Here is a 23,809-nt window from a genome sequence, read left to right on the forward strand (position 1 = left end):
GCCAGGGGGCAGGGGGCGACAGACGGCCGCCGACAGGCTCCGTCTCAGCGGGCCTCCACGTCCTTCCCGGCCGCGCGGAGCGCCTCCACGGCAGCGCGGATCGAGGGCCTGCGGTCGGCGTCCGCGCGCCAGATGGCGTAGACATGACGACGCATCGTACGGCGGACGGGCACCACGCTCACTCCGTCCGGTACCGGCCCTCGCCCGAGGCGGGGAGTCACCGCGACGCCCAGCCCGGAGGCGATCAGGGCCAGCTGGGTGTGGTGCTCCTCGGCCATGTGCGCGATACGCGGTTCGATGCCGTTGCTGCGCAGCGTGAACATCAGCCATTCATTGCAGAACTCCCCCTGCGGCCAGGAGATCCACTCATCGTCCGCGAATTCCTCCAGCTCCACGGACCGCCGTCCGGCGAGCGGATGGGTGGACGGCATCGCCACATCGGCCGGATCGTCCAGGAGCGGCGCCTTCGCCAGCCCTTCGGGCAGCGACAGTGGCCGGTTGTACCAGTCGAGGACTACGGCCAGATCGATATCGCCGCGCACCACGCCGCGTACCGCTTCGCCCGGTTCCATTTCCGTCAGCCGCGCCCGTAGCTGCGGGTGCTCGGCCCGGAGGGCGACCAGCGCGGCGGGGAAGAGGCCCCGTGCCGCGGTGGGAAACGCGCTCAGCCGCAGGTCGCCCACCGCCTGGCCGCGATGCGCTTCCAGTTCGGCCTGGGCCAGCTCGACCTGGGAGAGGATGCGCGTCGCGTGGTCGGCGAGCAGCCGTCCGGCGTCGGTCAGCCGGACGCCGCGCCCGTTCTTTGCCAGCAGTTGCTGTCCGGTCTCCCGCTCGAGTTTGGCGATCTGCTGCGAGACGGCAGAGGTCGTCACATGCAGTCCGTCGGCGGCCGCGCTCACCGAGCCGTGCCGGGCGACCGCACTCAGCGTCCGTAGGCGATCAAGGTTCAACATATAAGCAATGCTAAGCGATACCTGCCACGAATACTCGCTTGTGCTACGAAGTTGTGCACCGCATCGTGGTCGTCATGAGCACCGCCACCGGCGCAGCCACCGCCTCCTCCGCCACCACCACGAACTCTTCGACGACGACCACGACCACGGCCGCGTTCCCCACTGCCGACGCACACACCACGGCGACCGCGCCCGCCTCAGCTCGCTCCGGCGCCTCGCCTGGCACCGGCGCCGCGGCGCCGAAGCCCCCCGGCCGGACCCTCGGTTGGCCGCTCCGCTTCGCCGCCCTCTCCCTGATCTGGGGCTTCAGCTTCCTCTTCATCAAGGTGGGCACCCAGGGCTTCGCGCCGCTGCAGTTCACGCTGGGCCGGTTGGCGTTCGGAGCGCTGGTGCTGCTGATCGTCGTCGTGCTCAAGCGGGAGCGACTCCCCCGCTCCCCCCGCGTCTGGGCCCACCTCACCGTCGCCGCGTTCTTCCTCAATGCACTGCCGTTCTCCCTCTTCGCCTACTCCGAGCTGACCATCCCCTCCACGCTGGCCGGCATCTGCAATGCCGCCTCGCCGCTGTGGGGCATGGCGCTGTCGGTCATCGCGCTCGCCGAGGACCGCCCCAGCCGGCGGCGGGTCGCGGGGCTCGGCCTCGGATTCCTGGGTGTGCTCACCGTGCTCGGCGCCTGGCAGGGCTTCGCCGGTACGGACCTGACGGGCACCGCGATGGCACTGGGCGGCTCGCTCAGCTACGCCATCGGCTGGATCTACGTGCGCCGCACCCTGGCGAGCGCCCCGCATTCCCACCTGTCGATGTCCAGCGCCCAACTGCTGCTGGCAACCGTCCAACTCGCGGTGGTGACCCCCCTGTTCACCACCGCACCGGCCGGCTACCCGGTCATCCCGCTGCTCGCCGCCCTCGCCCTCGGCGCCCTGGGCACCGGCCTCGCCTTCCTCATTCAGTACGGGCTGGTGGCCGAGATCGGCCCCACCACCGCACAGATGGTCACGTATTTCGTCCCCGTGATCGCCACCGCGGCCGGGGTGGCCCTCCTGCACGAACAGCTGAGCTGGAACACACCCGTCGGCGCCCTTGTCGTCCTGGCCGGCGCCGCCCTCACACAGAGCAAGCCCCGCCCACGCCCGGGTACCCGCTCACTTCCCCGTCCCGGTTCCACCACCCGCTGACGGCACCGTCCGGGCATCGCGCCCAGGCTCCCGAGCTCCCGTACTGCCGAACCCCGTGGTGCCAAGCCCTGGCGCCCCAGCCCCCGTGCCCCGGCGCGGGGCTGGGGCACCTCCTCACGAGGTCTCCCGCACGTAGGCACGGGGAGGGCGCCTCCTGCCCCGGCCAGACCTCCTCACTCGTACCGCCGCGCCTCCCCCACGCCCCGCGCCGCAGCAACGGCGTCCGCCACGGGAACGATGTCGTCATCAGTCAGGGCGGAGACGGTAATGCGGATGCCGGGCGGGGAGTGCAGCCGGAAGCGGGCACCGGGAGCCACCGCCCATCCGGAGTGCAGGAGCCGGGCCACCGCACCGGTCTCATCCGGGACCGGTACCCACACGTTCATTCCGCTGCGCCCCCGGGCGAGGACTCCGCGCTCCGCCAGGGCCCGTATCAGCGCATCCCGCCGCCGCCCGTACGCTCCGGCCACCGCCTTCGGGTCGACCGCGGACGTCCGCCAGAGGTGGACGACCACGTCCTGGAGCAGATGGCTGATCCAGCCCGGACCGAGGCCCTGGCGGCCCCGCACCCGGTCGACGGTCAGCGCGTCACCGGTGAGCACCGCCAGGCGCAGATCCGGGCCGTACGCCTTGGCCGTCGAGCGGACCAGGACCCAGTGGTCGGTGACGCCGGAGAGCGGATGAAGCGGGAGTTCGACGATGCCGTGGCCGTGGTCGTCCTCGATGAGCAGGACGCCCGGGTGGGCTGCCAGGAGGGTGCGGAGTTCGGTGGCGCGGGCGCGGCTGACCGCGGCTCCGGTCGGATTCTGCGCCCGGTCGGTGACGACGACGGCACGGGCGCCGTCCTGGAGCGCACGTGCCAACTGCTCCGGCAGCGGGCCTTCGTCGTCCACCCCGACCGGGGCGGGCCGTAGCCCGAGCGCCGGGATGAGATCCAGCAGACTGCCCCACCCCGGATCCTCCACCGCCACGGTGTCACCGGGCCGCAGATGGGCGGCCAGCACCCGCTCGATGGCGTCCAGTGCGCCGCTGGTGACGGCCACGGGGCCGGCCGGCACGCCGTCGCCGTCGAAGGCCGCACGGGCGAGGGCCGCAAGGTCGTCGTCGATCGCAGGGGTGCCGTAGAGGACGGGGCGCCGCGCGCTGCGCGCCGCGGCCTGCGCCAGCGCCCGTTCGAGCGGGGGCAGCAGGGCCGGATCGGGGTTTCCGTCGGAGGCGTCGTGGACGCCGGGCGGGACCTCCACCCGCAGCGCCTCCCGGGGCGTGCTCGCCGGACGGGGGCGCACCCGGCTGCCCCGCCGGCCCGCGGTTTCGATCACCCCGCGGTCGCGGAGCGTGCGATACGCGGCCGCGACCGTATTCGGATTGACTTCGAGATAGACGGCCAACTCCCGCAGCGGGGGCAGGACTTCGCCCGGTTGGAGCTCACCGGCACCGACGGCTCGCTCGACACTGGCGGCAATCTCCGATGCACGCCGCCCTGCGATCCGATACTCTCCTAGCACAAACATAATTATGCACTAGTGCAATGGAGTTGGCAATGCCCCGAGGCGAGGCGTACGAACCCACCGCCCGCACGACCCCAACCCGCGCCCGTGACCGCGCGGCCTACGACCACGACACGGTGCACGCCATCCTCGACGCGGGATACGTCTGCCATCTGGGCTTCGTCCGCGACGGCTCACCTGTTGTCCTGCCGACGCTCTACGGCCGCGTCGGCGACCGCCTCTATCTGCACGGATCGTCCGGTTCGCGCCCGCTGCGGATGGCAGGCGAAGCGGCAGGTGAAGCACGGGACCCCGGCCTGGAGGTGTGTGTCACGGTCACCCACGTGGACGGCCTGGTGCTGGCCAGGTCCGCGTTCCACCACTCCGTCAACTACCGCTGCGCGGTGGTCCACGGCACCGCACACCAGGTCACCGACCCCGAGGAGAAAAAGGCCGCCCTCGACGCGCTCGTCGACCATGTGGTGCCGGGCCGTGCCGCGGACTCCCGGCCGGGCAACGCAAGGGAACTGGCGGCGACCGCCGTGCTCCGCCTCGACCTGCGCGAGGTCTCCGCCAAGATCCGCACCGGCGGCCCCCACGACGAGCCGGAGGACCTGGCGCTGCCGTACTGGAGCGGTGTCCTCCCCGTGGCACCGGTGTACGGCGCGCCCATACCCTCCGACGATCTCGCGCCCGGCACGCCCGAGCCCGCGTACCTCTCCGCCCGCTGAGGAGCGACCGTGCTGATCCATCCCTGGGACGCCCCCACCGAAGACGCCGAGTGGCAACGGTGGCTCGCGGCGCACGACTTCGGCCAGCTGGCCGCCAACGGACGGCCCGGTGAGCCTCCGATGGTGCAACCGCTGCACTTCGCCTACGACCCCGCCCGCCGTGAGGTCATCACCCATCTCGCCCGCCCCAACCCCCTCTGGGACGCGCTGGAGGACCGGCCGACGGTGCTGCTGAGCGTGGTGGACGACTACACCTTCATCCCCGGCCCCTGGCAGGCGGCCGAGGACCAGCCGCCCGAGCACGGCGTCCCCACCAGCTTCTACGCGGCGGTCCAGCTGACCTGCACCGCCCATGTGGTGGACGCCCCGGAGGAGAAGGCCGAGCTGCTGCAGCGGCAGACGAGCCACTTCCAGCCGGACGGCGGCTCGGCCCCGGTCACCGCCGGCGCGGCTCCGTACGGGCGGATGCTGTCCGGTATCCGCGGTCTGCGCCTGGAAGTGCACGAGGTCCGCGCCAAGTTCAAGTACGGAGGCAAGCGGAGCGAGGCCGTCCAGCAGCGCATCTCGGAACGCCTCGCCGAACGGGACGGCCCCGGGGACGCGGCGGCCCGTACCCACCAGCAGCGCCGGCTGGCAGCAGCCGGCACGCCCACCGGCCCGCCTCCCTACTGAACGGCGCCCCTGACCCGCCGCGCGAGAACGGCGCCCCTGACCCGCCGAGGGACAGCCCCTACGAGGCCGAGGACGCCGAAGACGCCGGGCTCGGGGATGCCGGGGAGCCACCGCTTCCCGGCACGCCGGCGTCCGCCCCGTCCTCCGCTCCCGCGCCCGGCCCGGCACCGGCGCCCGCCACCCGCACGGTCTCCGTCGTCTTCGGCTTGGCCGACTGGGCGATGAAGGCGCCGGCCAGCACCACCACTCCACCGACGATCTGCGGCGCCCAGAGGTGTTCGCCGAGCAGCACCCAGGCGAGGACCGTCGCGATGACCGCCTCCAGACAGGCGACCACCCCGGCCACCTGCGGCGAGAGCCGGCGGATCGAGACCACTCCGGTGAGGTACGCGGCCACCGTCGCGATCAGCACGATCCAGGCGAGCAGCAGGACGGCGGGCACCCGGGTGCCGTTCATCTCCGCGCCGCCGCCGAGCACCGACCAGTCCATGCCCCAGGGCCGGGCGATCGCGGTGAGGACGACGGCGCCGATCAGCAGGCCGTACGCGATCACGCCGAGCGGGTCCACCGTGTCGTCGCCGTCGGTGCCGTGATCGGAGAGCACGAAGTAGCCGACCTGGCAGCAGGCCGCGCCGAGCGCGAGAGCGAGCCCGAGGGCGTCGAAGCTCAGCCCGGACCAGACCTCGACGACACAGGCCAGTCCGCCGACGGCCAGCACCACGCCGACCGCGGCGGCGCGGGTGACCGGCCGCTTCTGGACGAACCGCACCCAGCCCAGCACCAGGGCGGGCGCCAGGTATTCGATGAGCAGCGCCACCCCGACGGGGATACGGGAGAGCGCGGCGAAGTAACAGGCCTGCACCCCCGCGACGGCGAGCAGTCCGTAGCCCGCGAGCAGCGCGGGGCGGCGGCGCGGCAGGTCCCGGTGGCGCCAGGCGAGGGGCAGCATGACCAGCGCGGCGCCGGCCACCCGCAGCCAGGTGACGTGCAGCGGTTCGAGACCGGCGGATATCAGGGGCTTGGCGGCGACGCCGGAACCGCCGAAGGCCAGGGCGGACAGCAAGGCGATCCCGAGGCCGGCGCCGCGCCTTCGGGGCGCTGCGTCACGGCTCGCCCCGAGAGTGGACGGTGACGAATGGGTCCCCCAGGACCCGGACTTTCCCTGGCCCGGACCGGCCGATGAACCTGCCGGGCTCCCCGATGACGCGTGCATCGGGTCATCATGGCAGCCACCGTCAGCGGTGACACCCCCCGATGCCCCTGTCCTTACCCACCTGGCTCGCCCTGCCCGCCGGGGTGCTCCTCTCAGTCGCAGCCGGCGCGTTCCCCGTCCAGACGGGCGGCGAGCCGGCTGGTGTCTACGGAGGCCCGGCGCAGCACTTCGACGGCCCGGGACTCGGGATCGTCCACCAAAGCGGCGAGCAGGTCGAGGCAGCCCGCGCGGGTGGCGTAGCGGGCATGGGCGCGGTCCAGGGCGCCGTCCAGGGCAGCGGCCGCGGCCGGTGACCAGCCGGGGACCCCGCCCTCGGCGACCATGGGGACCGCGCCGGAGTCCTCGATGGTGCCGTGCCACTGGAGTCCGTAGCCGATGCTTCGCTGGACGAGGTAGCCCAGCAGCCGGGCGATCTGCGGGGCGCCGTCGAAGGCGTCGCGTACGGCGGGGTCCGATTCCAGGAGGCCGTGCAGCAGATGCGCGGTGTCGACCTGCCGGTCGCCGTCGCGGGTGGCCCGCCTGCGGGCGGCGGAGACGACCGTCGCGAGCTCGACGGTGAGCAGATTGTCGAGCTCCTCCTGGGCGGGCCCGTCGCCACCACTGTACGCAGTACGGTTTTGCACACCACCCACCCCACCAGCCCCCGAGCGCCGGAACATCCCCGGCGGGAAGCATTTGCGCATCCCACGATGGTTGGGCACGGCCGCACACCATCTCATCCTTACGGAGGAGATGCGGGGGAATCGTGGAGGCCGGACAGGCAAAGCCCGGGGTGGCCGCCGGTGTCTCGCGGCCACCCCGGGCGAGCCCTTGAAAGATCTCCTGACGGGCCATCAGGAGGAGGCGGTCATCGGTATTGAACCTTCACCCCCGCGCGGTTACCTTCCGCGGCACCAGCCAGGGACCGTCACCGAAGGGGTGATCGCATGGCCGAAGTGACCGCGCAGGCCCGTATCGAAGCACCGGCCGAGAAGCTCTGGGAACGGCTCACCGACTTCGACTCATACGGGGAGTGGAACGCCACCCACACCGCCTTCCCCACGGGCGGGCCGGAATCGCTCGAGGTCGGCGCGGGCTTCGAGGAGCACATGAAGCTGATGGGCTTCCCCGCCGAGGTCGTCTGGACCGTGCGGGAACTGGCGCCCGGCCGACTCCTCGACCTCCAGGGCAAGGGCCCGATGGGTGTCAGCCTGGGGATGCGCTACGAGCTCATTCCGGACGGCGGGGCAACGGCTGTGCGAATCGACGGGGCGTTCACCGGCGCCGCGGTCTCGCTGATGGCCGGCAAACTCAGGGACTCGGCGGGCGCCGCACTCAACGAGTCACTGCGCAGGCTCGCCGGCCTGGTCACCTGACCCTTCGGGAGCTGCCCCCCATGCCGCGGCCCCCGAGACTTCCACCCCTGTCACGCACCGCTCAGCCCTCTTCGGCTCAGTCCTCCTCGGCGAGGATCAGGTACAGCTCCTTGCGCGCCCTGTTGACCACCGTCATCGCCTTCTCCCGCTGGGCGGGGCTGCCCGTGGCCCACACCTGGCGGAAGGCCTCGACCAGGCCGCTGCCGGCCTTGCGGATCTCATTCATCGCCTCCCAGTCGACGCCGCGGCCGGCGTCCTCCCAGGGAGCGTCCGAGCCGCTGTCGGCCTCGGAGCGCCCCGCGTCGGTCAGCGAGAACAGTTTCTTGCCGCCCTCACTTGCGCTGGCGATCAGCCCCTCGTCCTCGAGGAGCTGCAGCGTCGGGTAGACCGAGCCGGGGCTGGGCTTCCACGCCCCGCCGCTGCGCTCGGCGATCTCCTGGATCATCTCGTAGCCGTGCATCGGGCGGTCCTTGAGCAGCGCCAGTATCGAGGCGCGCACATCGCCGCGCCGCGCCCGGCCGCGCGGTCCGCCGCGCCCCCGTCCACCCATGGGCGGCCCACCGAAGGGCGGGCCTCCGAACGGCGGGCCGAACGGGCCGAAGGGGGAACGCCTCCGCTCGCCGCCCGGGAAGTCACCTCGGCCGCCATGCCGGCCGGGACCGCAGCGCTCATGCCCGTGCTCATGTCCGTGCTCGTGTCCGTGGGAACGCATGATGCGCCCTCCATTCCTCTCGTTGATCGGTCGCGATACCTCAACGATATATCGGGACTGTTCGTCGAAGCAAGCCTCCGAGTGGAGTCGGTGGAGGTACGTCCCGTGCAAGCGGTGCGCCACGGGCAGCCGTGACCGGCCCCGCATCCCGTGGCCAATTCCCTCGAATTGGCCTTGGCCTGCGGCTTTGCGGCACCTCTACGCTCGCGGCCATGAGGATTCGTATCGTCGACGCCTTCAGTGCGCGTCCGTTCGCCGGAAACCCCGCGGGAGTCGTGCTCCTCGATTCCGCCGCCTTCCCCGATACGGCCTGGCTGCAGCAGGTCGCCACCGAGGTCCACCTCTCCGAGACCGCTTTTGCGCACCCGCTGCCCGAGGGCGAGGACGCCGACTGGGCGCTGCGCTGGCTCACCCCGGCCGCCGAGGTCAACATGTGCGGGCACGCCACACTGGCCACCGCACATGTGCTGCACACCACCGGGACGGCCACCGGGACGGTCCGCTTCCGCACCCGGAGCGGGGTGCTGACCACTACGGCCGGCGCCGACGGAGAGATCACCATGGACTTCCCGACCGCCCCGCTCACGCCCGTCGAGGTCCCGCCGCTCGTCGCACACGCCCTGGGCACCGAGATTTGCTCGGCGTACGACACCGGCCCCGGTGTCGGGGATCTGCTGGTGGAGCTGGCCGACGAGAAATCCGTACGGGCGCTGGCCCCGGATCTCAAGGCGCTGGCCGGACACGGCGGCCGCGGCGTGATCACCACGGCGCGCGCCGAAAGCCCCGGCGGCGGCTATGACTTCGTCTCGCGCTGCTTCTTCCCCGGGGTGGGTATCGACGAGGACCCGGTGACGGGCAGCGCGCACACCGCGCTCGCCCCGTTCTGGTCTCCGCGCCTGGGCCGTGACGCGCTCGTCGGCCTGCAGGGTGCCGCTCGCACCGGCTTCGTACGCACCGAGCTGCGCGGCGACCGTACGCTGCTGACCGGCTCGGCGGTCACGGTCATCGACGGCGAACTGCTGGTCACCGGCTGAGCCGGACCGGGCAGAAGCAGTCGCTGAGGGCTGTCCCGTCATCCCTGGCGGGCGCAGGGGTCACGGGACAGCCCTCAGGGTGCGCGGCCGGCACCGGCGGTGCTCCGCGCCTCGCCCGTCTCACGCCGTCGGCAGCCACCTCACATGCCCGGCGAGCACCGCATAGCCGACGAACGCCACGGTGTCGATCAGGGCATGCGCGGCGACCAGCGGTCCGACCCTCCCCCATCGCCGGTAGAGCAGGACGAAGATCACGCCCATCACCATGTTGCCGACGAAGCCGCCGATGCCCTGGTAGAGGTGGTAGGAACCGCGCAGCAGGGAACTGGCCGCGAGCGCCGCCGGCGGGGACCAGCCCAACTGCCCCAGCCTGCGCAGCAGATACCCGACGACGATGACCTCCTCCAGGACGGCGTTCTGCAGCGCGGAGGCGATCAGCACCGGGATCTTCCACCACACCGCGGGCAGCGCCTCGGGGACCACCGTCAGATTGAATCCGGCCGCCCGCGCGCCCAGATAGAGCAGCAGTCCGCTGCCGCCGATGACGGCGGCCAGCCCGGCCCCGCGGCTCAGGTCGAAGCCGGGCCGCCGCCGGTCGAAGCCGATCGCCCGCAGCCCCCCGGCCCGTTCGCGCAGCAGGAAATGCGCCACCAGCACCACGGGGACGAGGGCGGTCGCCACACCGAACAGTTGCCAGGCAAGATCCAGCCATGGCCGGCCGGGCGCATGCGAGCCGTTGAGCGTCGCCGCCTGGTGCTTGAGGCCGCCGGGCTTCGTCAGCGATCCGATGAAGCTGATCAGCGCCGACACCCCGCTGGCGCCCAGCGAAAGGGCCAGGACGATCAGCGTCTCGCTCCGCAGGATGCTCCGGGACGGCTCCTCGGCCACTCCCGTACCCGGCCCCGTACCGGGCCCTTTACCGGGAACGTCCGCACCAGCCACGGGACTTGTATCCGACTGCACGCTTCCTCCACTTCCGCATTACCGCCTCTTCGCCACCACCGCCCCGCTAGGGTCTCGGCAGCAGGTACGAAGATCGCGCGCGACAGGCCGGGGACGGGCGCCATCCACGTGGCGCGCTTCCCCTCTCCCCATCGAATCCCGATCGAGCTCCGAGAAGGAGAGGCGCTACCGCAATGGGACGACACAGCTTGCCCGACGGCTCCGCACCGGAGCGCACGGGGGCCCGCTCAGGTACCCGCCGGCGCACCCTCGTCCTCTCCACCGGCCTCGTACTGGCCGTCGTGGCGGGCTCGGTGGTGGCGCTGGGCAGCGGTCTGCTCCCGTTCGGGAGCCCGTGCGACGGCGAGTCGGCGCGGCTCGACGTGGCCGCCTCGCCCGATATCGCCCCGGCGCTCGAAGCGGTGGCCAAGACTGCCCGCGAGGACGCGACGCGCACCGACGGCAGATGTCTGGACGTCAGGATCACCGCGCGCGCCGCAGGCGACGTCGCCGACGCGTTCGGGCAGCGGCCGGTCGACCCCGAATTCCAGGTATGGATACCGGATTCGAGCCTGTGGGTGGACCGGGTCGACGCGGAGCGCGGCACTCCGCTGACCGCCGCGAGCACCATCGCCTCGTCCCCGATCGCGCTCGGCGCCGTCCCCCGGGCCGCCGGCTCGCTGGGCTGGCCCGGGAAGACCTACACTTGGACGAAGCTGATCCGGACCGCGACCTCCGGCGACGCACCGCGCCTGGGCGTCGCCGACCCGGCGCGCAGTGCCACCGGGCTGCTCGCGCTCGACCGGATCGGCGCCGCCCATGCCAAGGACACCCAGGACAGCGGCGAGGCGGGCACCCGCACCGCCGCGACGGCCAAGCTTCTCCACCAGCGGATCGCGGACAGCGACGGACAGGCCCTGGCCACCCTGCCGCGGGACGACTCCGGTGCGGAGCAGGGCAATCCGCGCCGTAATCAGGCACTGCTGCTGTCGGAACAGGCCGCATACGCCCACAACGCCACGGCGGGCGGCGGGCCCCGGCTCGACCTCTTCTACCCCCAGGACGGCACGGCCCGGCTGGACTACCCGTACACCCTGGTCGACGACGTGGAGATGAGCCCCGAGCAGACCCGCGCCGCCAGCCGTTTCATGACGCTGCTGGGCGAGGCCGACGGACAGCGCACGCTACGCCGGCACGGCTTCCGGGCCGGCAACAACGAGGCGGATCCGAAGGTGGTTACCGCGGCCGGCGGGCGCGCCCCGCAGCCGTACGCCGCCGCCCCCGCCGATCCGCCGACCGTCAAGGAACTCCAGGCGGTGATGGGCAGGTGGACGGTCACCGTCCAGAACAGCCGCCTCACCACGGTCGTGGACGCCACGGCGTCGATGGGCAGCCCCGTCCCGGGCGGCGACGGCCGGTCCAGGATGGATCTCACCAAACATTCCCTGCTCCAGGCGCTGGCCACCTTCACGCCCGAGGACGAGATCGGGCTGTGGAAGTTCGCCACCTACCTGGAGGGCGACAAGGACTATGTGGCGCTGTCCCCCACCGGCCGCCTCGGCGACCGGGACCCGGCCGGCGGCACCCACCGCGACGCCCTCACCGCCGCGTTCGACTCGCTGGCCCCGGCGCCTCGTGCGGCCGGCGGCCTGTACGACACCACGCTCGCCGCGTACCGGGAAGCCTGCGCCACGTATACGAGCGGGAAGCTCAACTCCCTGGTCATCGTCACCGACGGGGCCAACGGCGACGCCGGCCTCGGTCTCGACGCCCTGGTCGACAAGGTCAAGGAGCTCGCCGACCCCAAGAGACCGGTGCCGGTGATCGCCCTCGCGATCGGCCCGGCGGCCGACACCGCGGCCCTGGACCGCATCGTGGCGCCGACCGGCGGATCGGTCCACCGGGTCGGCGATCCGTCACAGCTCCACCAGGTGCTCCTCAAGGCCCTGATGACGGCGGGCGGCAAGGGGCCGCGCTGACCGGCACGCGACGGCCGGATCCCGCCCGCCGCACCGGCACCCGCCGGGCACGCCCCGCTACATCCCCTCGGTCGCCGCCTCCTGTGGCTCCCGTACCGCGGACCGCCGGCCGACCGCCCAGGCGGCCGGCCAGGTGTGCACCGGCTCCCCGGTGTGCATCAGCTCGCTGTAGCGCCGGGTCATCGCGGCGAGCGCGGCCTCCCGGTCCAGGCCCTGGCGCCGGGCGTGCCGGCAGGCCGCGGCCTGCCAGGACGCGCCGTTGACCCGGCGGCGGCAGCGCTCCTCGATGATGCCGAGGTAGTGGTCACGGTCGGCCGGCTCCACCCCCCAGGCGTCCAGCCCGCGGGCCGCCAGGGGCAGCAGTTCCCGGCGCACCAGCCGTACGGCCGGGATCTCGGCGATCCCCCCGGCCCGTCCGGGGCGGGGCCAGGCAAGGGTGGCGTCGATGCCGTACCGGCAGGCGGCGTCGAAGTTACGGGACGCGGCGGCGAACGGGAGCCGCGACCAGAGGGGGCGCGGCTCCTCGGCCAGCGCCCGTACCAGTCCGTAGTAGAAGGCGGTGTTGGCGATGACGTCGGCGACGGTGGGGCCGGCCGGCAGCACCCGGTTCTCGACCCTGAGATGCGCGACGCCGTCGGCGACCGCGTAGACGGGGCGGTTCCAGCGGTAGATCGTGCCGTTGTGCAGCACCAGCTCGGCCAGGTCGGGCGCCCCGCCCTCGTCGAGGACCCGCAGCGGCTCCTGCGGTCCGCACAACGGCAGCAGCGGCTGGAAATAGCGGAGGTTCTCCTCGAAGAGGTCGTATGCGGAGTCGATCCAGCGCTCGCCGAACCAGGTGCGGGGGCGTACCCCCTGGGCCTGCAGCTCGGGCGCCCGGGTATCGGTGGCCTGCTGGAAGACCGGCGGCCGGGATTCGCGCCACAGCTCCCGGCCGAAGAGGAACGGTGAGTTGGCGCCGACGGCCACCTGCACGGCGGCGATGGCCTGTGCCGCGTTCCAGACCGCGGCGAAGCGGCCCGGTGTCACCTGGAGGTGCAGCTGGACCGAGGTGCAGGCGGCCTCCGGTGCGATGGAGGGCGAGCGGGAGACCAGATGCTCGACGCCCCGGATGTCGAGTGCGAAGTCCTCGCCGCGGGCCGCCCGCATCTGGTCGTTGAGCAGGACATAGCGGTCGTTCTCGGAGAGGCTGGCGGCCGTGAGGTCGGTGGCGTGCAGAGTGGGCAGGATGCCGATCATCACGATCCGGGCGGCGACCTCGCGTGCCTTCCTTTCGGCATAGGCGAGTCCCGTACGGAGTTCTTCGGCGAGCTGGTCCAGTACCCGGCCGCTCAATCGGTGCGGCAGGATGTTGACCTCGAGATTGCACTGGGCGAGTTCGGTCTGGAAATCACAGCTGGCGATGCGCTCAAGAACTTGAGAGTTCATCATCCGGGGCAGGCCGTCGGCGCCCGCCAGATTGAGCTCGATCTCCAGGCCCATGAGGTTCCTGGGCCGGTCGAACCTCTCCTCCTCCAGGAGTCTCCGCAATCCCGCAAGACACTCGTGGAGCTTTCTTCGATAACGCTCCCGGTCCGCCAGGTCGATCCCGTCCGCGGCGACCTTCTCCCCCATCGAAGGGTCCCTCCTCGAGTGAACGGCCCGCAACCACGGACCACTTGGGGCCTTCCCCGACTACGGCGGGGCTCACGCTACGGTCGATGATGCCCCGGCAATCTGATCGATAACGCCGCGGCGGCACGCCGGTACCGATAGGCTCGAATCGGACCGGCCTCCGGCACCTCCCTCAGGCATATCTCGGTGGCGATCGCCTTCCGCATTACCGTCGCGATAAATACCGGCGAAATCCGGCCTACCGCGCTGCCGAAGGAATACGAGGTGGCGCCGCAAAAGCAACGCGCAAAACGGAGTAAAGCGCCTCACACGGGGGTCTCTATTTCCCCTTGCCCGAAATCCGCAAGGCCGGTAGTCGAAACACTTTCAGAACATACGTCGTATAAACTCCGCTTACGAGGCAGAGACTTGGCGCCCAGCGTCCGGTTGTTCCCACCGGCACGGGGGCACAGCGATTGACCTCGCCGGGCCGCAGCCCCGGCCGGCCACGCTCTGACCCCGCACGCAGACAGCGTCGTTTGCACCCTGCCAGGCTCCACCGTGTCTCCGAAGTGAGAGGCGACCCACCATGCCGCTGCACCTTCCCCCTGCCCCCACGCCTGCCCTGCGTTGCGTTCTCGCCGCCCTCGGCTCCCCCACCGCGGTCCGCGAGGCCCCGGTCTCCGCACTGCGCGCCCATCAGGGCCCGCTCAGCCCCGACCACCCGCTGCCCGTTCACGTCTGGGAGGACGTCAGCCGGACCGGCGGCACGCCTCGGACCCGCCTGGCCGGCTGGCGTTTTCTGGTCCGCGGCGGGGAGCGGGCCGTGGCGACCGCCGAAGCGGTGCTCACCGCGGATGGCTGGACCTTCGCACGGTTCTGCGGCGGCCCCTATGTCGCCGCGACCGAGCAGGCACTGGCACAGGCCGAATCGCTCGCCACCCCGTACCAGCCGCGGCTGCTGTCCGTACCCGAGCTGTACATGCTCACCCTGTGGCTGCACCACGACACCGCCTCGGACGGCACCGAAGGACCGGCCGCGCCCGGCGACCTGCTGGTGCCGCTGGCGCCCGCCCCGCCGGGGATCGCCGCGCACCGTCCGCAGCGCATCGCCGACCTGCTTCCCCGGCTCACCCTGCGCCTCACCCCGGCCACCCCACTCCTGGCCGAACCCGCCTGAGTCCACCCCTCCGGCCCCGGTTCTCCGCGGCGGACACCGGCGCCGTCTCACCCGGCATGAGCATGCCCCGCGGCCCCTTCGGGCCACGGGGCGCTCTGTCGCGCTCACCCGTGCGGGCTAGTCCGCGGCTACCACTCCCAACCCGCTTGGGGAGGAGTGCAATTGGGAGCAACCGCCCGCACGGGTGACGCGTCCCTACCGAGTGAGTACCGCTGCTGCGAAATCCCTGCGGAATCCCGCCCGTGGGGCAACACTGGGACCGACCGATGGAAACGGGGGAGCGGCCATGCACACCTCATCGAGCCGCACAACGACGTTCACCACACCGCAGCGAAAGACAACTTCCATGTGCCAGCACCAACCGCCATGCCCGTCAGCCGACTCCACCGACCGGGAGGCCGCACACCTCGTGGCGCACCACCCGGAACAGGGCTGGAGCCTGCTCTGCAACGGTGTCCTGCTCTTCGAGGACACCGGTGAGCTGCTGCCGGACGGGCAGGTCATCGCCCCGCACCGCACTCGCGCCACCGCCGCCGCCTGACCCGCGAGCACGGCACGCACCACAGGGCCCCCGGCAGATCTGCCGAGGGCCCTTGAATGTTGCGCTGAACCGCCGCGGTGCATCCCCTGCGGCGAGTCCGTTGCCGTGACTCAGTTGTCGTACGCGTCCAGCGGCGGGCAGGAGCAGACGAGGTTGCGGTCGCCGAAGGCACCGTCGATGCGGCGCACCGGCGGCCAGTACTTCTCCGCGGCCTCGACACCGGCCGGGAAGACGGCCTCCTCACGCGTGTACGGGTGCGGCCAGTCGCCACCGAGCGCGCCCGCGGTGTGCGGGGCATTGCGCAGCGGGTTGTCGTCCTTGTCCCACTCCCCCGTGCCGACCTTCTCGATCTCCGCACGGATGGCGATCATCGCGTCGCAGAACCGGTCCAGCTCGCCGAGGTCCTCGCTCTCGGTCGGCTCGATCATCAGCGTGCCGGCCACCGGGAACGACATCGTCGGCGCGTGGAAGCCGTAGTCGATCAGCCGCTTGGCGACGTCGTCGATGCTCACACCGGTCGCCTTGGTCAGCGGCCGCACGTCGATGATGCACTCGTGCGCGACCAGACCACCGGGCCCGGTGTAGAGCACCGGGTAGTGCGGCTCCAGGCGCTTGGCGATGTAGTTGGCGCTCAGCACCGCCACCTGGGTGGCGCGCTTGAGGCCCTCGCCGCCCATCAGGCGGACGTATGCCCAGGAGATCGGCAGGATGCCGGCCGAGCCCCAGGGCGCCGCGGAGATCGGTCCCACGCCCGTCTCGGGGCCCGCGCCGGGCTGCAGCGGGTGGTTGGGCAGGTACGGCGCCAGGTGGGCGCGTACGCCGACCGGACCGACGCCCGGGCCACCGCCGCCGTGTGGGATGCAGAACGTCTTGTGCAGGTTGAGGTGCGAGACATCGCCGCCGAACTTGCCGGGCTCGGCGAGGCCGACCAGCGCATTGAGGTTGGCGCCGTCGACGTAGACCTGGCCGCCGGCCTCGTGCACCGTGGCGCAGATCTGGGTGATGTGCTCCTCGAACACGCCGTGGGTGGAGGGGTAGGTGACCATCAGGACCGCGAGCTCGTCACGGTGCTTCTCGATCTTGGCGTGGAGATCGTCGGCGTCGACCTCGCCGTCCTCACCGGTCTTGACGACGACGACCTTCATCCCGGCCATCACCGCGCTGGCGGCGTTGGTGCCGTGTGCGGAGGACGGGATCAGGCAGACGGTGCGCTGCTCGTCACCGTTGGCACGGTGGTAGGCACGCACCGCCAGCAGACCGGCCAGCTCGCCCTGCGATCCGGCGTTGGGCTGGATGGAGACCTTGTCATAGCCGGTGACGGTGGCCAGCCGCTCCTCCAGCTCCTGGATCAGGGTGAGGTAGCCCTGGGCCTGGGCGGCCGGCGCGAAGGGGTGCAGCTGCCCGAAGGCGGGCCAGGTGACCGGCTCCATCTCGGTGGTCGCGTTCAGCTTCATGGTGCACGAGCCGAGCGGGATCATGCCGCGGTCCAGTGCGTAGTCCTTGTCCGCGAGGGTGCGCAGGTAGCGCAGCATGGCGGTCTCGGAGCGGTACTGGTGGAAGACCGGGTGGGCGAGGTAGTCGTCGCCGCGCAGCAGGTCCTGCGGCAGCGTTTCGGCGGCGGCCGCGTCCAGCTGCTCGACGTCGCCGTGCACCCCGAAGGCGCCCCAGACGCCGGCCAGCTGCGCACGTCCGGTGGTCTCGTCGCACGCGATACCGACGAGGTCGGCGTCGACCTGCCGGAGGTTGACACCGGCCTCGCGGGCGGCGGCGACGACCTCGGCGGCCCGGCCGGGCACCCGCGCGGTCAGCGTGTCGAAGTACGCGCCGTGCACGATCTCCACCCCGCCGGCCCGCAGGCCCTCGGCGAGGACCGCGGCGTAGCGGTGGGTGCGCCGGGCGATCGTCCGCAGCCCCTCGGGGCCGTGGTAGACCGCGTACATACCGGCCATGACGGCGAGCAGCACCTGTGCGGTGCAGATGTTGCTCGTGGCCTTCTCGCGGCGGATGTGCTGCTCGCGGGTCTGCAGCGCGAGGCGGTAGGCCTTGTTGCCGTCGGCGTCGACGGAGACGCCCACCAGGCGGCCCGGCAGGCTGCGGGCGAACTGTTCACGAACGGCCATGAAGCCTGCGTGCGGCCCGCCGAAGCCCATCGGGACACCGAAGCGCTGGGTGGTGCCGACGGCGATGTCCGCGCCGAGCTCACCGGGCGAGGTCAGCAGCGTCAGGGCGAGCAGATCGGCGGCGACGGTGACGACCGCGCCCAGCTCGTGGGCCTGCTCGATGACGGCACGCGGGTCACGGACCGCACCGGAGGCGCCGGGGTACTGCAGCAGCACACCGAACACACCGCGCTCGGCGACGTCGGCCGGGATGCCGTCGGACAGGTCGGCGACCACGACCTCGACGCCGGTGGGCTCCGCGCGGGTCTGGATCACGGCGATGGTCTGCGGCAGACAGTCGGCGTCGATCAGGAAGACGCCCTGCTTGACCTTGCCGACCCGGCGGGAGAGCGCCATCGCCTCGGCGGCCGCCGTGCCCTCGTCCAGCAGCGAAGAACCGGAGGTGGGCAGACCGGTCAGGTCGGCGACCATGGTCTGGAAGTTGAGCAGCGCCTCGAGGCGGCCCTGTGAGATCTCCGGCTGGTAGGGGGTGTAGGCCGTGTACCAGGCCGGGTTCTCCATGACATTGCGCAGGATCACCGGCGGGGTGAACGTGCCGTAGTAGCCGAGTCCGATCATGGACGCCAGCACCTGGTTACGGTCCGCGAGGCCGTGCAGCTCCTGCAGCACCTCGGCCTCGGTGCGGGCCTGCGGCAGGCCGAGCGCCTCCGCGCTCTTGATCACATCGGGCACGGCGGTGGCGGTGAGTTCGTCCAGCGATCCGAAACCGATGTGCGCGAGCATCTTGGCCTGCGCCTCGTGGTCGGGACCGATGTGCCGGTGCTCGAAGGGAGTGCCGCGTTCCAGCTCGGTCAAGGAGATGCGATTGGTGTTCATCTGCGGGGGCCTCCTGGTCGTACGACCTACGAGGGGCACCACGGCGCGGGTGCCCGGACGGCCTCCCCCTCTGTCATCTCAACCTGAGAGCTTCACCGGCCCGCGCGAGGCGGCCCGGCTTTCACCGTCGGTGAGGAGGGGTCCCGGAGTTGTGCCTTCCGCGGCCCGCCCTGCTTTCCAGAGTGACCTCGCCCACGCGGTACGTGTGCCTGAGAGATTCCGGGGAGGATTTGCTCCTTCGGCGCCCTCGCCGCGAACGACAAAGGACTCTCCCGCACGGGGTCTGCGGCCATTGGCCAGCCTACCAGCGCGGCACTCGAAGGATCCTTCGAGTGGCCGGGGCATGAAATGTGCCGTTTGGTTGTTGTCAGAGGGCAGTTGCGACCAATTGGAGGGACCGTGCAAACCGATATCGATCCCCGGAGCCTGATCGGCCGCAAAGCGTTCGACCGTAACGGCGCCAAAATAGGCACGATCGACGAGGTATATCTCGACGACGCGACGGGGGAACCGGAGTGGGCGGCCGTGCGCACCGGACTCTTCAGCCGGGACGCGTTCGTCCCCCTCGAACCCAGCAAGATGGTCGGTGAGGGCCTGCACATTCCTTACGACCGCAGGCTGATCAAGGACGCGCCGGACTTCGGCGTCGGCCGCCATCTCTCCCCTGAGCAGGAACTTCAGCTCTATCACCACTACCGACTGGATATCTCCTCCCCGACATCCGACCCCGTGTCCTCGCCCGGCTCCGGTGACAAGGACTTCGGCAGGATCGCCGGCTCGGACGACTGACCGTCCGCCGGTCCCCCGCCCACCAACGGCAGGGGCTCCCCGGCCGCAGCGCCGGATCCTCCACAGCAAAGGTCCGCACCCTCCCCGGTGCGGACCACGGCGTTTCGAAGCGCACGGTCACCCTCCCCACCCCGCTGCCCTGCACCCAGCCCGCACCGTACTCGTCGTGCACCACGTCCAGTCCGGGATGCCAGCGCCGCGGCCGCTCCTCTTCGGCCTCCCGCGCCGCCGCCTCGCCACCGGACAGCTCCGCCGCCGCTCTCGCGGCCTTCTCCTCCTCCGCCGCGGCCTGCTCCGTCGCGAACTGGGCGAACAGATCCTCCTGTGTGAAGTCGGCCAGGCCGCTGACCCCCACGCCCAGCAGTCGGACCCCGCCCGTGGTGTCCACCATCTCCAGCAGCCGCACGGCGGCCTCCCTTATCACCGCGGGGTCGTCGGTGGGCCCACGGAGCGTCTCGGAGCGGGTCAGCGTCGAGAAGTCGTAGTTGCGCACCTTGATGACCACTGTCCGCCCGGAGCGCCCGGCGGCCCGCAGCCGCTCCACACAGCGGTCGGCCAGCCGCAGCACCTCGCTCCGTACCCGCGTCCGGTCGGTCAGGTCGACCTCGAAGGTGTCCTCGACGGAGATGGACTTCGCGTCCCGCTCGGCCACCACCGGCCGGTCATCCCGGCCCAGCGCCATGGCGTACAGCCCGGCACCGTGCGCCTTGCCCAGCAGCCGCACCAGCTCGGCCTCACCGGCCTCCGCGGTCTCCGCGACGGTGTGGATCCCCGCCCGGCGCAGCGTCTCGGCCGTCGCGGGCCCCACCCCCGGCAGCGTCCGCACCGTCATCGGGCCCAGCAGCTCGCGCTCGGTACCGGGCTCGATCACCACCAGACCGTTCGGCTTGGCCGTCTCGGACGCGATCTTCGCCAGCATCTTGGCGCCGGCCAGCCCCACCGAGCCGGTCAGGCCCGTGGCGGCGCGGATCTCGCGGCGCAGTCGCTCCCCCACGGCCCGCGCCGCGGCCGTCCGCGGCGGCACCCCGCCCGCTTCCAGGTCGACGAAGGCCTCGTCCAGGCTCAGCGGCTCCACCAGCGGCGACAGCGCGTGCAGCAGCTCCATCACCGCCTCACTCACCTGGCGGTACAGCGAGAAGCGCGGGGTGAGATAAGCGGCGTTGGGGCACAGCCGCCGCGCCTGGGCCGTGGGCATCGCGGAGCGGACCCCGAACACCCGGGCTTCGTACGACGCCGTGGAGACCACCCCGCGCACGCCGATCCCGCCGACCACCACGGGCTTGCCGCGAAGGCTCGGCTTGGCCGCCTGTTCGGCGGCCGCGAAGAACGCATCCATGTCGAGATGCAGGATCGTCGGCGCGGGTCTCACATCTCCGATGCTGCCCCATGCCACTGACAATCGGCCCCTTGCCGGGCCGGTGGCGCGGTCAGGGACTCAGCCCGCCCGGTTGCGCCGCCGCGCCAGCTCGTCGTGCGGGTTCTTCCCGATCAGGGTCTCGCCGGTGTCCACCCGCTCCCCGTGGAGCTGTGACAGCACGCCCTCCACGTCCCGCCACACCACGCCCACGGCGATGCCGAAGACGCCCTGGCCCCCCTGGAGCAGATCCACGACCTGGTCGGGCGAGGTGCACTCGTAGACCGTCGCGCCGTCGCTCATCAGCGTCATCCGCGTCAGATCGGCCAGCCCGCGCGCCCGCAGATGCTGGACCGCGGTGCGGATGTTCTGCAGCGACACCCCGGTGTCCAGCAGCCGCTTGACGATCTTCAGGACCACGACGTCCCGGAAGCTGTAGAGCCGCTGGGTGCCGGAGCCGTACGCCGGCCGGATACTCGGCTCCACCAGGCCCGTACGCGCCCAGTAGTCGAGCTGCCGATAGGTGATGCCCGCTGCCGCACAAGCGGTCGGGCCGCGATAGCCGATGTTCTGAGCCTCGCAGTCCCCCGACACCGCCGCGGCCGGTGCCGGGGCAGGGTTCGCTGCTGCGCCCGAGTGGAGCGGCAACGCCCCTTCCGCCGCCATACCGTCGCCGGTGATTGCCACGCCGCCCTCCGTCCTCCACGTCCCGGACGGGACCTGCCACATCGACGGTATGCAGTCACTCGGGGTGCGTCAACGATCGCCGCGCTCGCCACGCCGAGTGATAATCACCCTACGAGTGGTTTCTCGTGACCCCACACGGGGAACAGCTAGAGGTTTGGCCGGAAACAGGCGGTTCACCTGGCCGGTATTACTGGCTGTTGGTCCCGAAGTCCTCGGGCGAGATCTGGTCGAGGAACTCGCGGAACTTCTCCACCTCGTCCTCCTGCTCGTCCGGGATGGCGATGCCCGCGTCGTCCAGCACACCGTCGGTACCGAAGATCGGCGTTCCGGTGCGCAATGCCAGCGCTATCGCGTCGGACGGACGCGCGCTGACCTCGACCCCGCTCGCGAAGACAAGTTCGGCATAGAAAACCCCCTCGCGCAGATCCGTGATGCGGACCTGCGTCAGTTCCTGGCCCACCGCTTCGAGCACATCCTTGAAAAGGTCATGCGTCAGCGGCCTGGCAGGGACCATGCCCTGCTGGGCAAAGGCGATGGCGGTGGCCTCCCCTGGCCCGATCCAAATGGGCAAGTATCGGTCGCCTCCCACCTCCCGCAGGAGCACGATCGGTTGGCTGGAAGGCATTTCCACCCGGACACCCACGACGTCGAGCTCGTTCACACAGCAACCCTAGGACGTGCCCGGCCGGTTTGGGTAGTCGGGCACTCGTTTGCTCACTACAGCCGGACCCGCAAAGCACTCTGCACCAGTGCCGCATGCAGCCGTACGGACAGCGTTGCCAGCTCTCTGGCAGTGGCTTCGGCATGGGCCCTGGTCTGCGGATTACGGTGCCGCCGAAGGGGTGCAACGACCTGCTCGACCAGGCCCGCCTCGCGCTCGGCGGCCGCCTTCACGGCACGCAGGTGCCGCGGTTCCAGACCGAAACGGCCCAGGTCCGCAACGAGCTTGGCCACGGTGACGGCCTCGATGTCGTATCCGCCCTCCGCATGAGGGACGATGAGTCCGTAGGACTCCCAGTCGGCGAGGGCCGCCTCGTCCACCTCCGCGGCGGCCAGCAGCTCCGCCCGGCCGATGCGGGCAGCCGTGGGGCGCTCCTCACCCGGCTTGTGCACGCCTTCGACGAGGTCGCGGGAGGGTGTGGCCGGAGCCGGCAGCTGCACCCGCTCACCGCGCTCCAGGGCGTCCAGATGCTCCCGGATGACCTTGAGCGGCAGGTAGTGGTCCCGCTGCATCCGCAGGACGGCGGCCAGCCGCTCGACGTCCGCCGCCGTGAATTTGCGGTATCCGGAAGGCGTGCGCTTCGGCTCGACCAGTCCCTCGGCCTCCAGGAAGCGGATCTTGGAGATGGTGACCTCGGGAAACTCCTCGCGCAGCAGGGTGAGCACCGTGCCGATGCTCACCGGCTTACCGTCCGAGGAGGCGGCGCCGGCAAAGCCGGCGCCGCCTTTCGGTGTATCGCGCATATGCCTTCCCCGGCCGGTCAGATACCGGCGCCTCGCTGGCTGGCGCAGAAGACCAGGCGGAACTTGCCGATCTGGACCTCGTCGCCGTTGGCGAGGGTGACGGAGTCGATCCGCTCGCGGTTGACGTAGGTGCCGTTCAGGCTGCCGACGTCGGCGACCGTGAAGAGCCCGTCCGGACCGCGGCGGAATTCCACGTGACGGCGCGAGACCGTCACATCGTCGAGGAAGATGTCGCCCTGCGGATGCCGGCCCGCCGTCGTCAGCTCACTGTCCAGAAGGAAGCGGCTGCCCGAATTCGGACCCCGGCGGACGACCAGCAGCGCCGATCCCAACGGAAGCGCGTCGACGGCCGCCTGGGCCTCGGGGGACAGCGACGGCGACAGATTCTGGCCCGTCGCCTCCGAATCGTAGGCCTCCAGCCCCGAAATGGAGATGGTGGAGGTCGTCTCGGATGCCCGCTCGGGCTGAGCGCCCGGGCGGAGCGGCGCACCACAGTTGGAGCAGAACCGGCTCGCCTCGGCGTTCCGGTTCCCACACCTCGTACAAACCGGCAAGGCCGACCCTCCACCCGTGCGTGCGGCTGATGGTTCCTGGGAACCTATGCGGCCGGCACCGGAGGGGTCAACAGAACCCGCGCCGTGCCCCCCGGACGGACCGCTGACCTCGTCACGGAAGAGCGGACGATCCTCCGCCGCGCCACTCTCGTCGGGCCGGCCCGACGCACGGTGCCGCGCGGAGCCGCTGCCGCCGTCCTGGCGGGCGCTCTTGCCGAACAGCTTTCCAAACAACTTCACGGGCGATTCCCCTTGAACGACATAGACCCGCCCGTGGGGCAGGACGAACCCTCGATGCACACACCGGCCGATCCGGACATCCTGTGAACGTCCGTGGCCTTCAGACAGTTTCCACCACACACCACACGCACGGTGCGTCGACCCCCCGTTACCTCATGCCC

The 23,809-nt window shown here is 71.4% G+C and carries 21 protein-coding genes, 1 pseudogene and 1 riboswitch; of the genes and pseudogenes, 9 read left to right on the forward strand and 13 right to left on the reverse strand.

What is annotated here, in order from left to right:
* Positions 1–44 precede the first annotated feature (44 nt).
* The gene (locus tag CFW40_RS03820; protein WP_088796453.1) at positions 45–953 is read right to left on the reverse strand and encodes a LysR family transcriptional regulator; all 909 of its coding nucleotides are present in this window, start codon (positions 951–953) and stop codon (positions 45–47) included.
* A 74-nt stretch (positions 954–1,027) separates the two neighbouring features.
* Here CFW40_RS03820 and CFW40_RS03825 point away from each other — a divergent pair, with 74 nt between their 5' ends.
* Complete coding sequence (locus CFW40_RS03825) at positions 1,028–2,128, forward strand: DMT family transporter (RefSeq protein WP_176956579.1); 1,101 nt, start codon at positions 1,028–1,030, stop codon at positions 2,126–2,128.
* Positions 2,129–2,301: 173 nt separating this feature from the next.
* On the opposite strand, the gene CFW40_RS03830 is transcribed toward CFW40_RS03825, so the two are convergent.
* Entirely contained in the window at positions 2,302–3,633 is a 1,332-nt protein-coding gene (locus CFW40_RS03830) for an aminotransferase class I/II-fold pyridoxal phosphate-dependent enzyme (protein ID WP_088801895.1), read from the reverse strand.
* A gap of 35 nt (positions 3,634–3,668) precedes the next feature.
* On the opposite strand from CFW40_RS03830, the gene CFW40_RS03835 reads away from it, so the two are divergent.
* Positions 3,669–4,346, forward strand: a complete 678-nt coding sequence (locus CFW40_RS03835) for a pyridoxamine 5'-phosphate oxidase family protein (protein WP_088796454.1) — start codon at positions 3,669–3,671, stop codon at positions 4,344–4,346.
* 9 nt (positions 4,347–4,355) lie between these two features.
* Positions 4,356–5,018 (forward strand): FMN-binding negative transcriptional regulator, encoded by a 663-nt coding sequence (locus CFW40_RS03840; RefSeq protein ID WP_088796455.1) that lies wholly within the window; start codon positions 4,356–4,358, stop codon positions 5,016–5,018.
* Positions 5,019–5,076: 58 nt separating this feature from the next.
* Here CFW40_RS03840 and CFW40_RS03845 read toward each other — a convergent pair whose 3' ends face one another.
* Entirely contained in the window at positions 5,077–6,231 is a 1,155-nt protein-coding gene (locus tag CFW40_RS03845; protein ID WP_256331607.1) for a DMT family transporter, read from the reverse strand.
* Positions 6,232–6,323: 92 nt separating this feature from the next.
* Positions 6,324–6,854 carry a Clp protease N-terminal domain-containing protein gene (locus CFW40_RS03850; protein WP_088796456.1) on the reverse strand — a complete coding sequence of 177 codons (531 nt, stop codon included), beginning with the start codon at positions 6,852–6,854 and terminating at the stop codon, positions 6,324–6,326.
* A gap of 303 nt (positions 6,855–7,157) precedes the next feature.
* On the opposite strand from CFW40_RS03850, the gene CFW40_RS03855 reads away from it, so the two are divergent.
* On the forward strand, positions 7,158–7,586 hold the full coding sequence (locus tag CFW40_RS03855) for an SRPBCC family protein (protein ID WP_088796457.1): 429 nt from the start codon (positions 7,158–7,160) through the stop codon (positions 7,584–7,586).
* 76 nt (positions 7,587–7,662) lie between these two features.
* On the opposite strand, the gene CFW40_RS03860 is transcribed toward CFW40_RS03855, so the two are convergent.
* Positions 7,663–8,298 carry a PadR family transcriptional regulator gene (locus CFW40_RS03860; RefSeq protein ID WP_088796458.1) on the reverse strand — a complete coding sequence of 212 codons (636 nt, stop codon included), beginning with the start codon at positions 8,296–8,298 and terminating at the stop codon, positions 7,663–7,665.
* Positions 8,299–8,510: 212 nt separating this feature from the next.
* Between CFW40_RS03860 and CFW40_RS03865 the strand changes: the two genes are divergently transcribed.
* Positions 8,511–9,332 carry a PhzF family phenazine biosynthesis protein gene (locus CFW40_RS03865; RefSeq protein WP_088796459.1) on the forward strand — a complete coding sequence of 274 codons (822 nt, stop codon included), beginning with the start codon at positions 8,511–8,513 and terminating at the stop codon, positions 9,330–9,332.
* A gap of 120 nt (positions 9,333–9,452) precedes the next feature.
* Here the strand turns inward: CFW40_RS03865 and CFW40_RS03870 are convergent, their stop codons facing one another.
* Positions 9,453–10,295, reverse strand: coding sequence for a CPBP family intramembrane glutamic endopeptidase (locus tag CFW40_RS03870; RefSeq protein ID WP_373433766.1), 843 nt, complete (start codon positions 10,293–10,295; stop codon positions 9,453–9,455).
* A 173-nt stretch (positions 10,296–10,468) separates the two neighbouring features.
* Here CFW40_RS03870 and CFW40_RS03875 point away from each other — a divergent pair, with 173 nt between their 5' ends.
* Positions 10,469–12,253 (forward strand): substrate-binding and VWA domain-containing protein, encoded by a 1,785-nt coding sequence (locus CFW40_RS03875; protein ID WP_088796461.1) that lies wholly within the window; start codon positions 10,469–10,471, stop codon positions 12,251–12,253.
* A gap of 57 nt (positions 12,254–12,310) precedes the next feature.
* Here the strand turns inward: CFW40_RS03875 and CFW40_RS03880 are convergent, their stop codons facing one another.
* Positions 12,311–13,864, reverse strand: coding sequence for a glutamate-cysteine ligase family protein (locus CFW40_RS03880; RefSeq protein WP_088796462.1), 1,554 nt, complete (start codon positions 13,862–13,864; stop codon positions 12,311–12,313).
* 568 nt (positions 13,865–14,432) lie between these two features.
* Between CFW40_RS03880 and CFW40_RS03885 the strand changes: the two genes are divergently transcribed.
* Positions 14,433–15,023 (forward strand): hypothetical protein, encoded by a 591-nt coding sequence (locus CFW40_RS03885; protein WP_088796463.1) that lies wholly within the window; start codon positions 14,433–14,435, stop codon positions 15,021–15,023.
* 346 nt (positions 15,024–15,369) lie between these two features.
* A complete protein-coding gene (locus CFW40_RS03890; RefSeq protein WP_182496663.1) occupies positions 15,370–15,564 on the forward strand; it encodes a DUF5999 family protein in 195 nt (64 codons plus the stop codon).
* Between the two features lie 110 nt (positions 15,565–15,674).
* On the opposite strand, the gene gcvP is transcribed toward CFW40_RS03890, so the two are convergent.
* Positions 15,675–18,560: an aminomethyl-transferring glycine dehydrogenase gene (gene gcvP / locus CFW40_RS03895; RefSeq protein WP_088796465.1), complete on the reverse strand. Its 2,886-nt coding sequence runs from the start codon at positions 18,558–18,560 to the stop codon at positions 15,675–15,677.
* Positions 18,561–18,747: 187 nt separating this feature from the next.
* Positions 18,748–18,845, reverse strand: a riboswitch (glycine riboswitch).
* A gap of 114 nt (positions 18,846–18,959) precedes the next feature.
* Between gcvP and CFW40_RS03900 the strand changes: the two genes are divergently transcribed.
* Positions 18,960–19,349 (forward strand): PRC-barrel domain-containing protein, encoded by a 390-nt coding sequence (locus CFW40_RS03900; protein ID WP_176956578.1) that lies wholly within the window; start codon positions 18,960–18,962, stop codon positions 19,347–19,349.
* Here the strand turns inward: CFW40_RS03900 and CFW40_RS03905 are convergent.
* From CFW40_RS03905 to CFW40_RS03925, 5 genes and pseudogenes are all read right to left on the reverse strand, one after another.
* Positions 19,253–20,718: pseudogene (locus CFW40_RS03905) on the reverse strand (DNA polymerase IV). The gene CFW40_RS03900 and the pseudogene CFW40_RS03905 overlap by 97 nt on opposite strands.
* Before the next feature lie 66 nt (positions 20,719–20,784).
* Positions 20,785–21,390, reverse strand: coding sequence for a MerR family transcriptional regulator (locus CFW40_RS03910; RefSeq protein WP_088796467.1), 606 nt, complete (start codon positions 21,388–21,390; stop codon positions 20,785–20,787).
* Positions 21,391–21,577: 187 nt separating this feature from the next.
* The gene (locus CFW40_RS03915) at positions 21,578–22,051 is read right to left on the reverse strand and encodes a bifunctional nuclease family protein (protein ID WP_006606439.1); all 474 of its coding nucleotides are present in this window, start codon (positions 22,049–22,051) and stop codon (positions 21,578–21,580) included.
* A 56-nt stretch (positions 22,052–22,107) separates the two neighbouring features.
* Positions 22,108–22,854, reverse strand: coding sequence for a MerR family transcriptional regulator (locus CFW40_RS03920; RefSeq protein WP_088796468.1), 747 nt, complete (start codon positions 22,852–22,854; stop codon positions 22,108–22,110).
* A 17-nt stretch (positions 22,855–22,871) separates the two neighbouring features.
* On the reverse strand, positions 22,872–23,720 hold the full coding sequence (locus tag CFW40_RS03925) for an FHA domain-containing protein (RefSeq protein WP_256331824.1): 849 nt from the start codon (positions 23,718–23,720) through the stop codon (positions 22,872–22,874).
* Positions 23,721–23,809: the final 89 nt, after the last annotated feature.

Source organism: Streptomyces sp. 2114.4 (assembly GCF_900187385.1).
GTDB lineage: Bacteria > Actinomycetota > Actinomycetes > Streptomycetales > Streptomycetaceae > Streptomyces > Streptomyces mooreae.

What these genes read in the sequence shown, in the direction of transcription:
- CFW40_RS03820 (WP_088796453.1), bottom strand. Translation starts at nt 953, where the DNA reads ATGTTGAACCTTGATCGCCTACGGACGCTGAGTGCGGTCGCCCGGCAC.
- CFW40_RS03825 (WP_176956579.1), top strand. Translation starts at nt 1,028, where the DNA reads ATGAGCACCGCCACCGGCGCAGCCACCGCCTCCTCCGCCACCACCACG.
- CFW40_RS03835 (WP_088796454.1), top strand. Translation starts at nt 3,669, where the DNA reads ATGCCCCGAGGCGAGGCGTACGAACCCACCGCCCGCACGACCCCAACC.
- CFW40_RS03845 (WP_256331607.1), bottom strand. Translation starts at nt 6,231, where the DNA reads ATGCACGCGTCATCGGGGAGCCCGGCAGGTTCATCGGCCGGTCCGGGC.
- CFW40_RS03855 (WP_088796457.1), top strand. Translation starts at nt 7,158, where the DNA reads ATGGCCGAAGTGACCGCGCAGGCCCGTATCGAAGCACCGGCCGAGAAG.
- CFW40_RS03860 (WP_088796458.1), bottom strand. Translation starts at nt 8,298, where the DNA reads ATGCGTTCCCACGGACACGAGCACGGACATGAGCACGGGCATGAGCGC.
- CFW40_RS03865 (WP_088796459.1), top strand. Translation starts at nt 8,511, where the DNA reads ATGAGGATTCGTATCGTCGACGCCTTCAGTGCGCGTCCGTTCGCCGGA.
- CFW40_RS03875 (WP_088796461.1), top strand. Translation starts at nt 10,469, where the DNA reads ATGGGACGACACAGCTTGCCCGACGGCTCCGCACCGGAGCGCACGGGG.
- CFW40_RS03880 (WP_088796462.1), bottom strand. Translation starts at nt 13,864, where the DNA reads ATGGGGGAGAAGGTCGCCGCGGACGGGATCGACCTGGCGGACCGGGAG.
- CFW40_RS03885 (WP_088796463.1), top strand. Translation starts at nt 14,433, where the DNA reads ATGCCGCTGCACCTTCCCCCTGCCCCCACGCCTGCCCTGCGTTGCGTT.
- CFW40_RS03890 (WP_182496663.1), top strand. Translation starts at nt 15,370, where the DNA reads ATGTGCCAGCACCAACCGCCATGCCCGTCAGCCGACTCCACCGACCGG.
- gcvP (WP_088796465.1), bottom strand. Translation starts at nt 18,560, where the DNA reads ATGAACACCAATCGCATCTCCTTGACCGAGCTGGAACGCGGCACTCCC.
- CFW40_RS03920 (WP_088796468.1), bottom strand. Translation starts at nt 22,854, where the DNA reads ATGCGCGATACACCGAAAGGCGGCGCCGGCTTTGCCGGCGCCGCCTCC.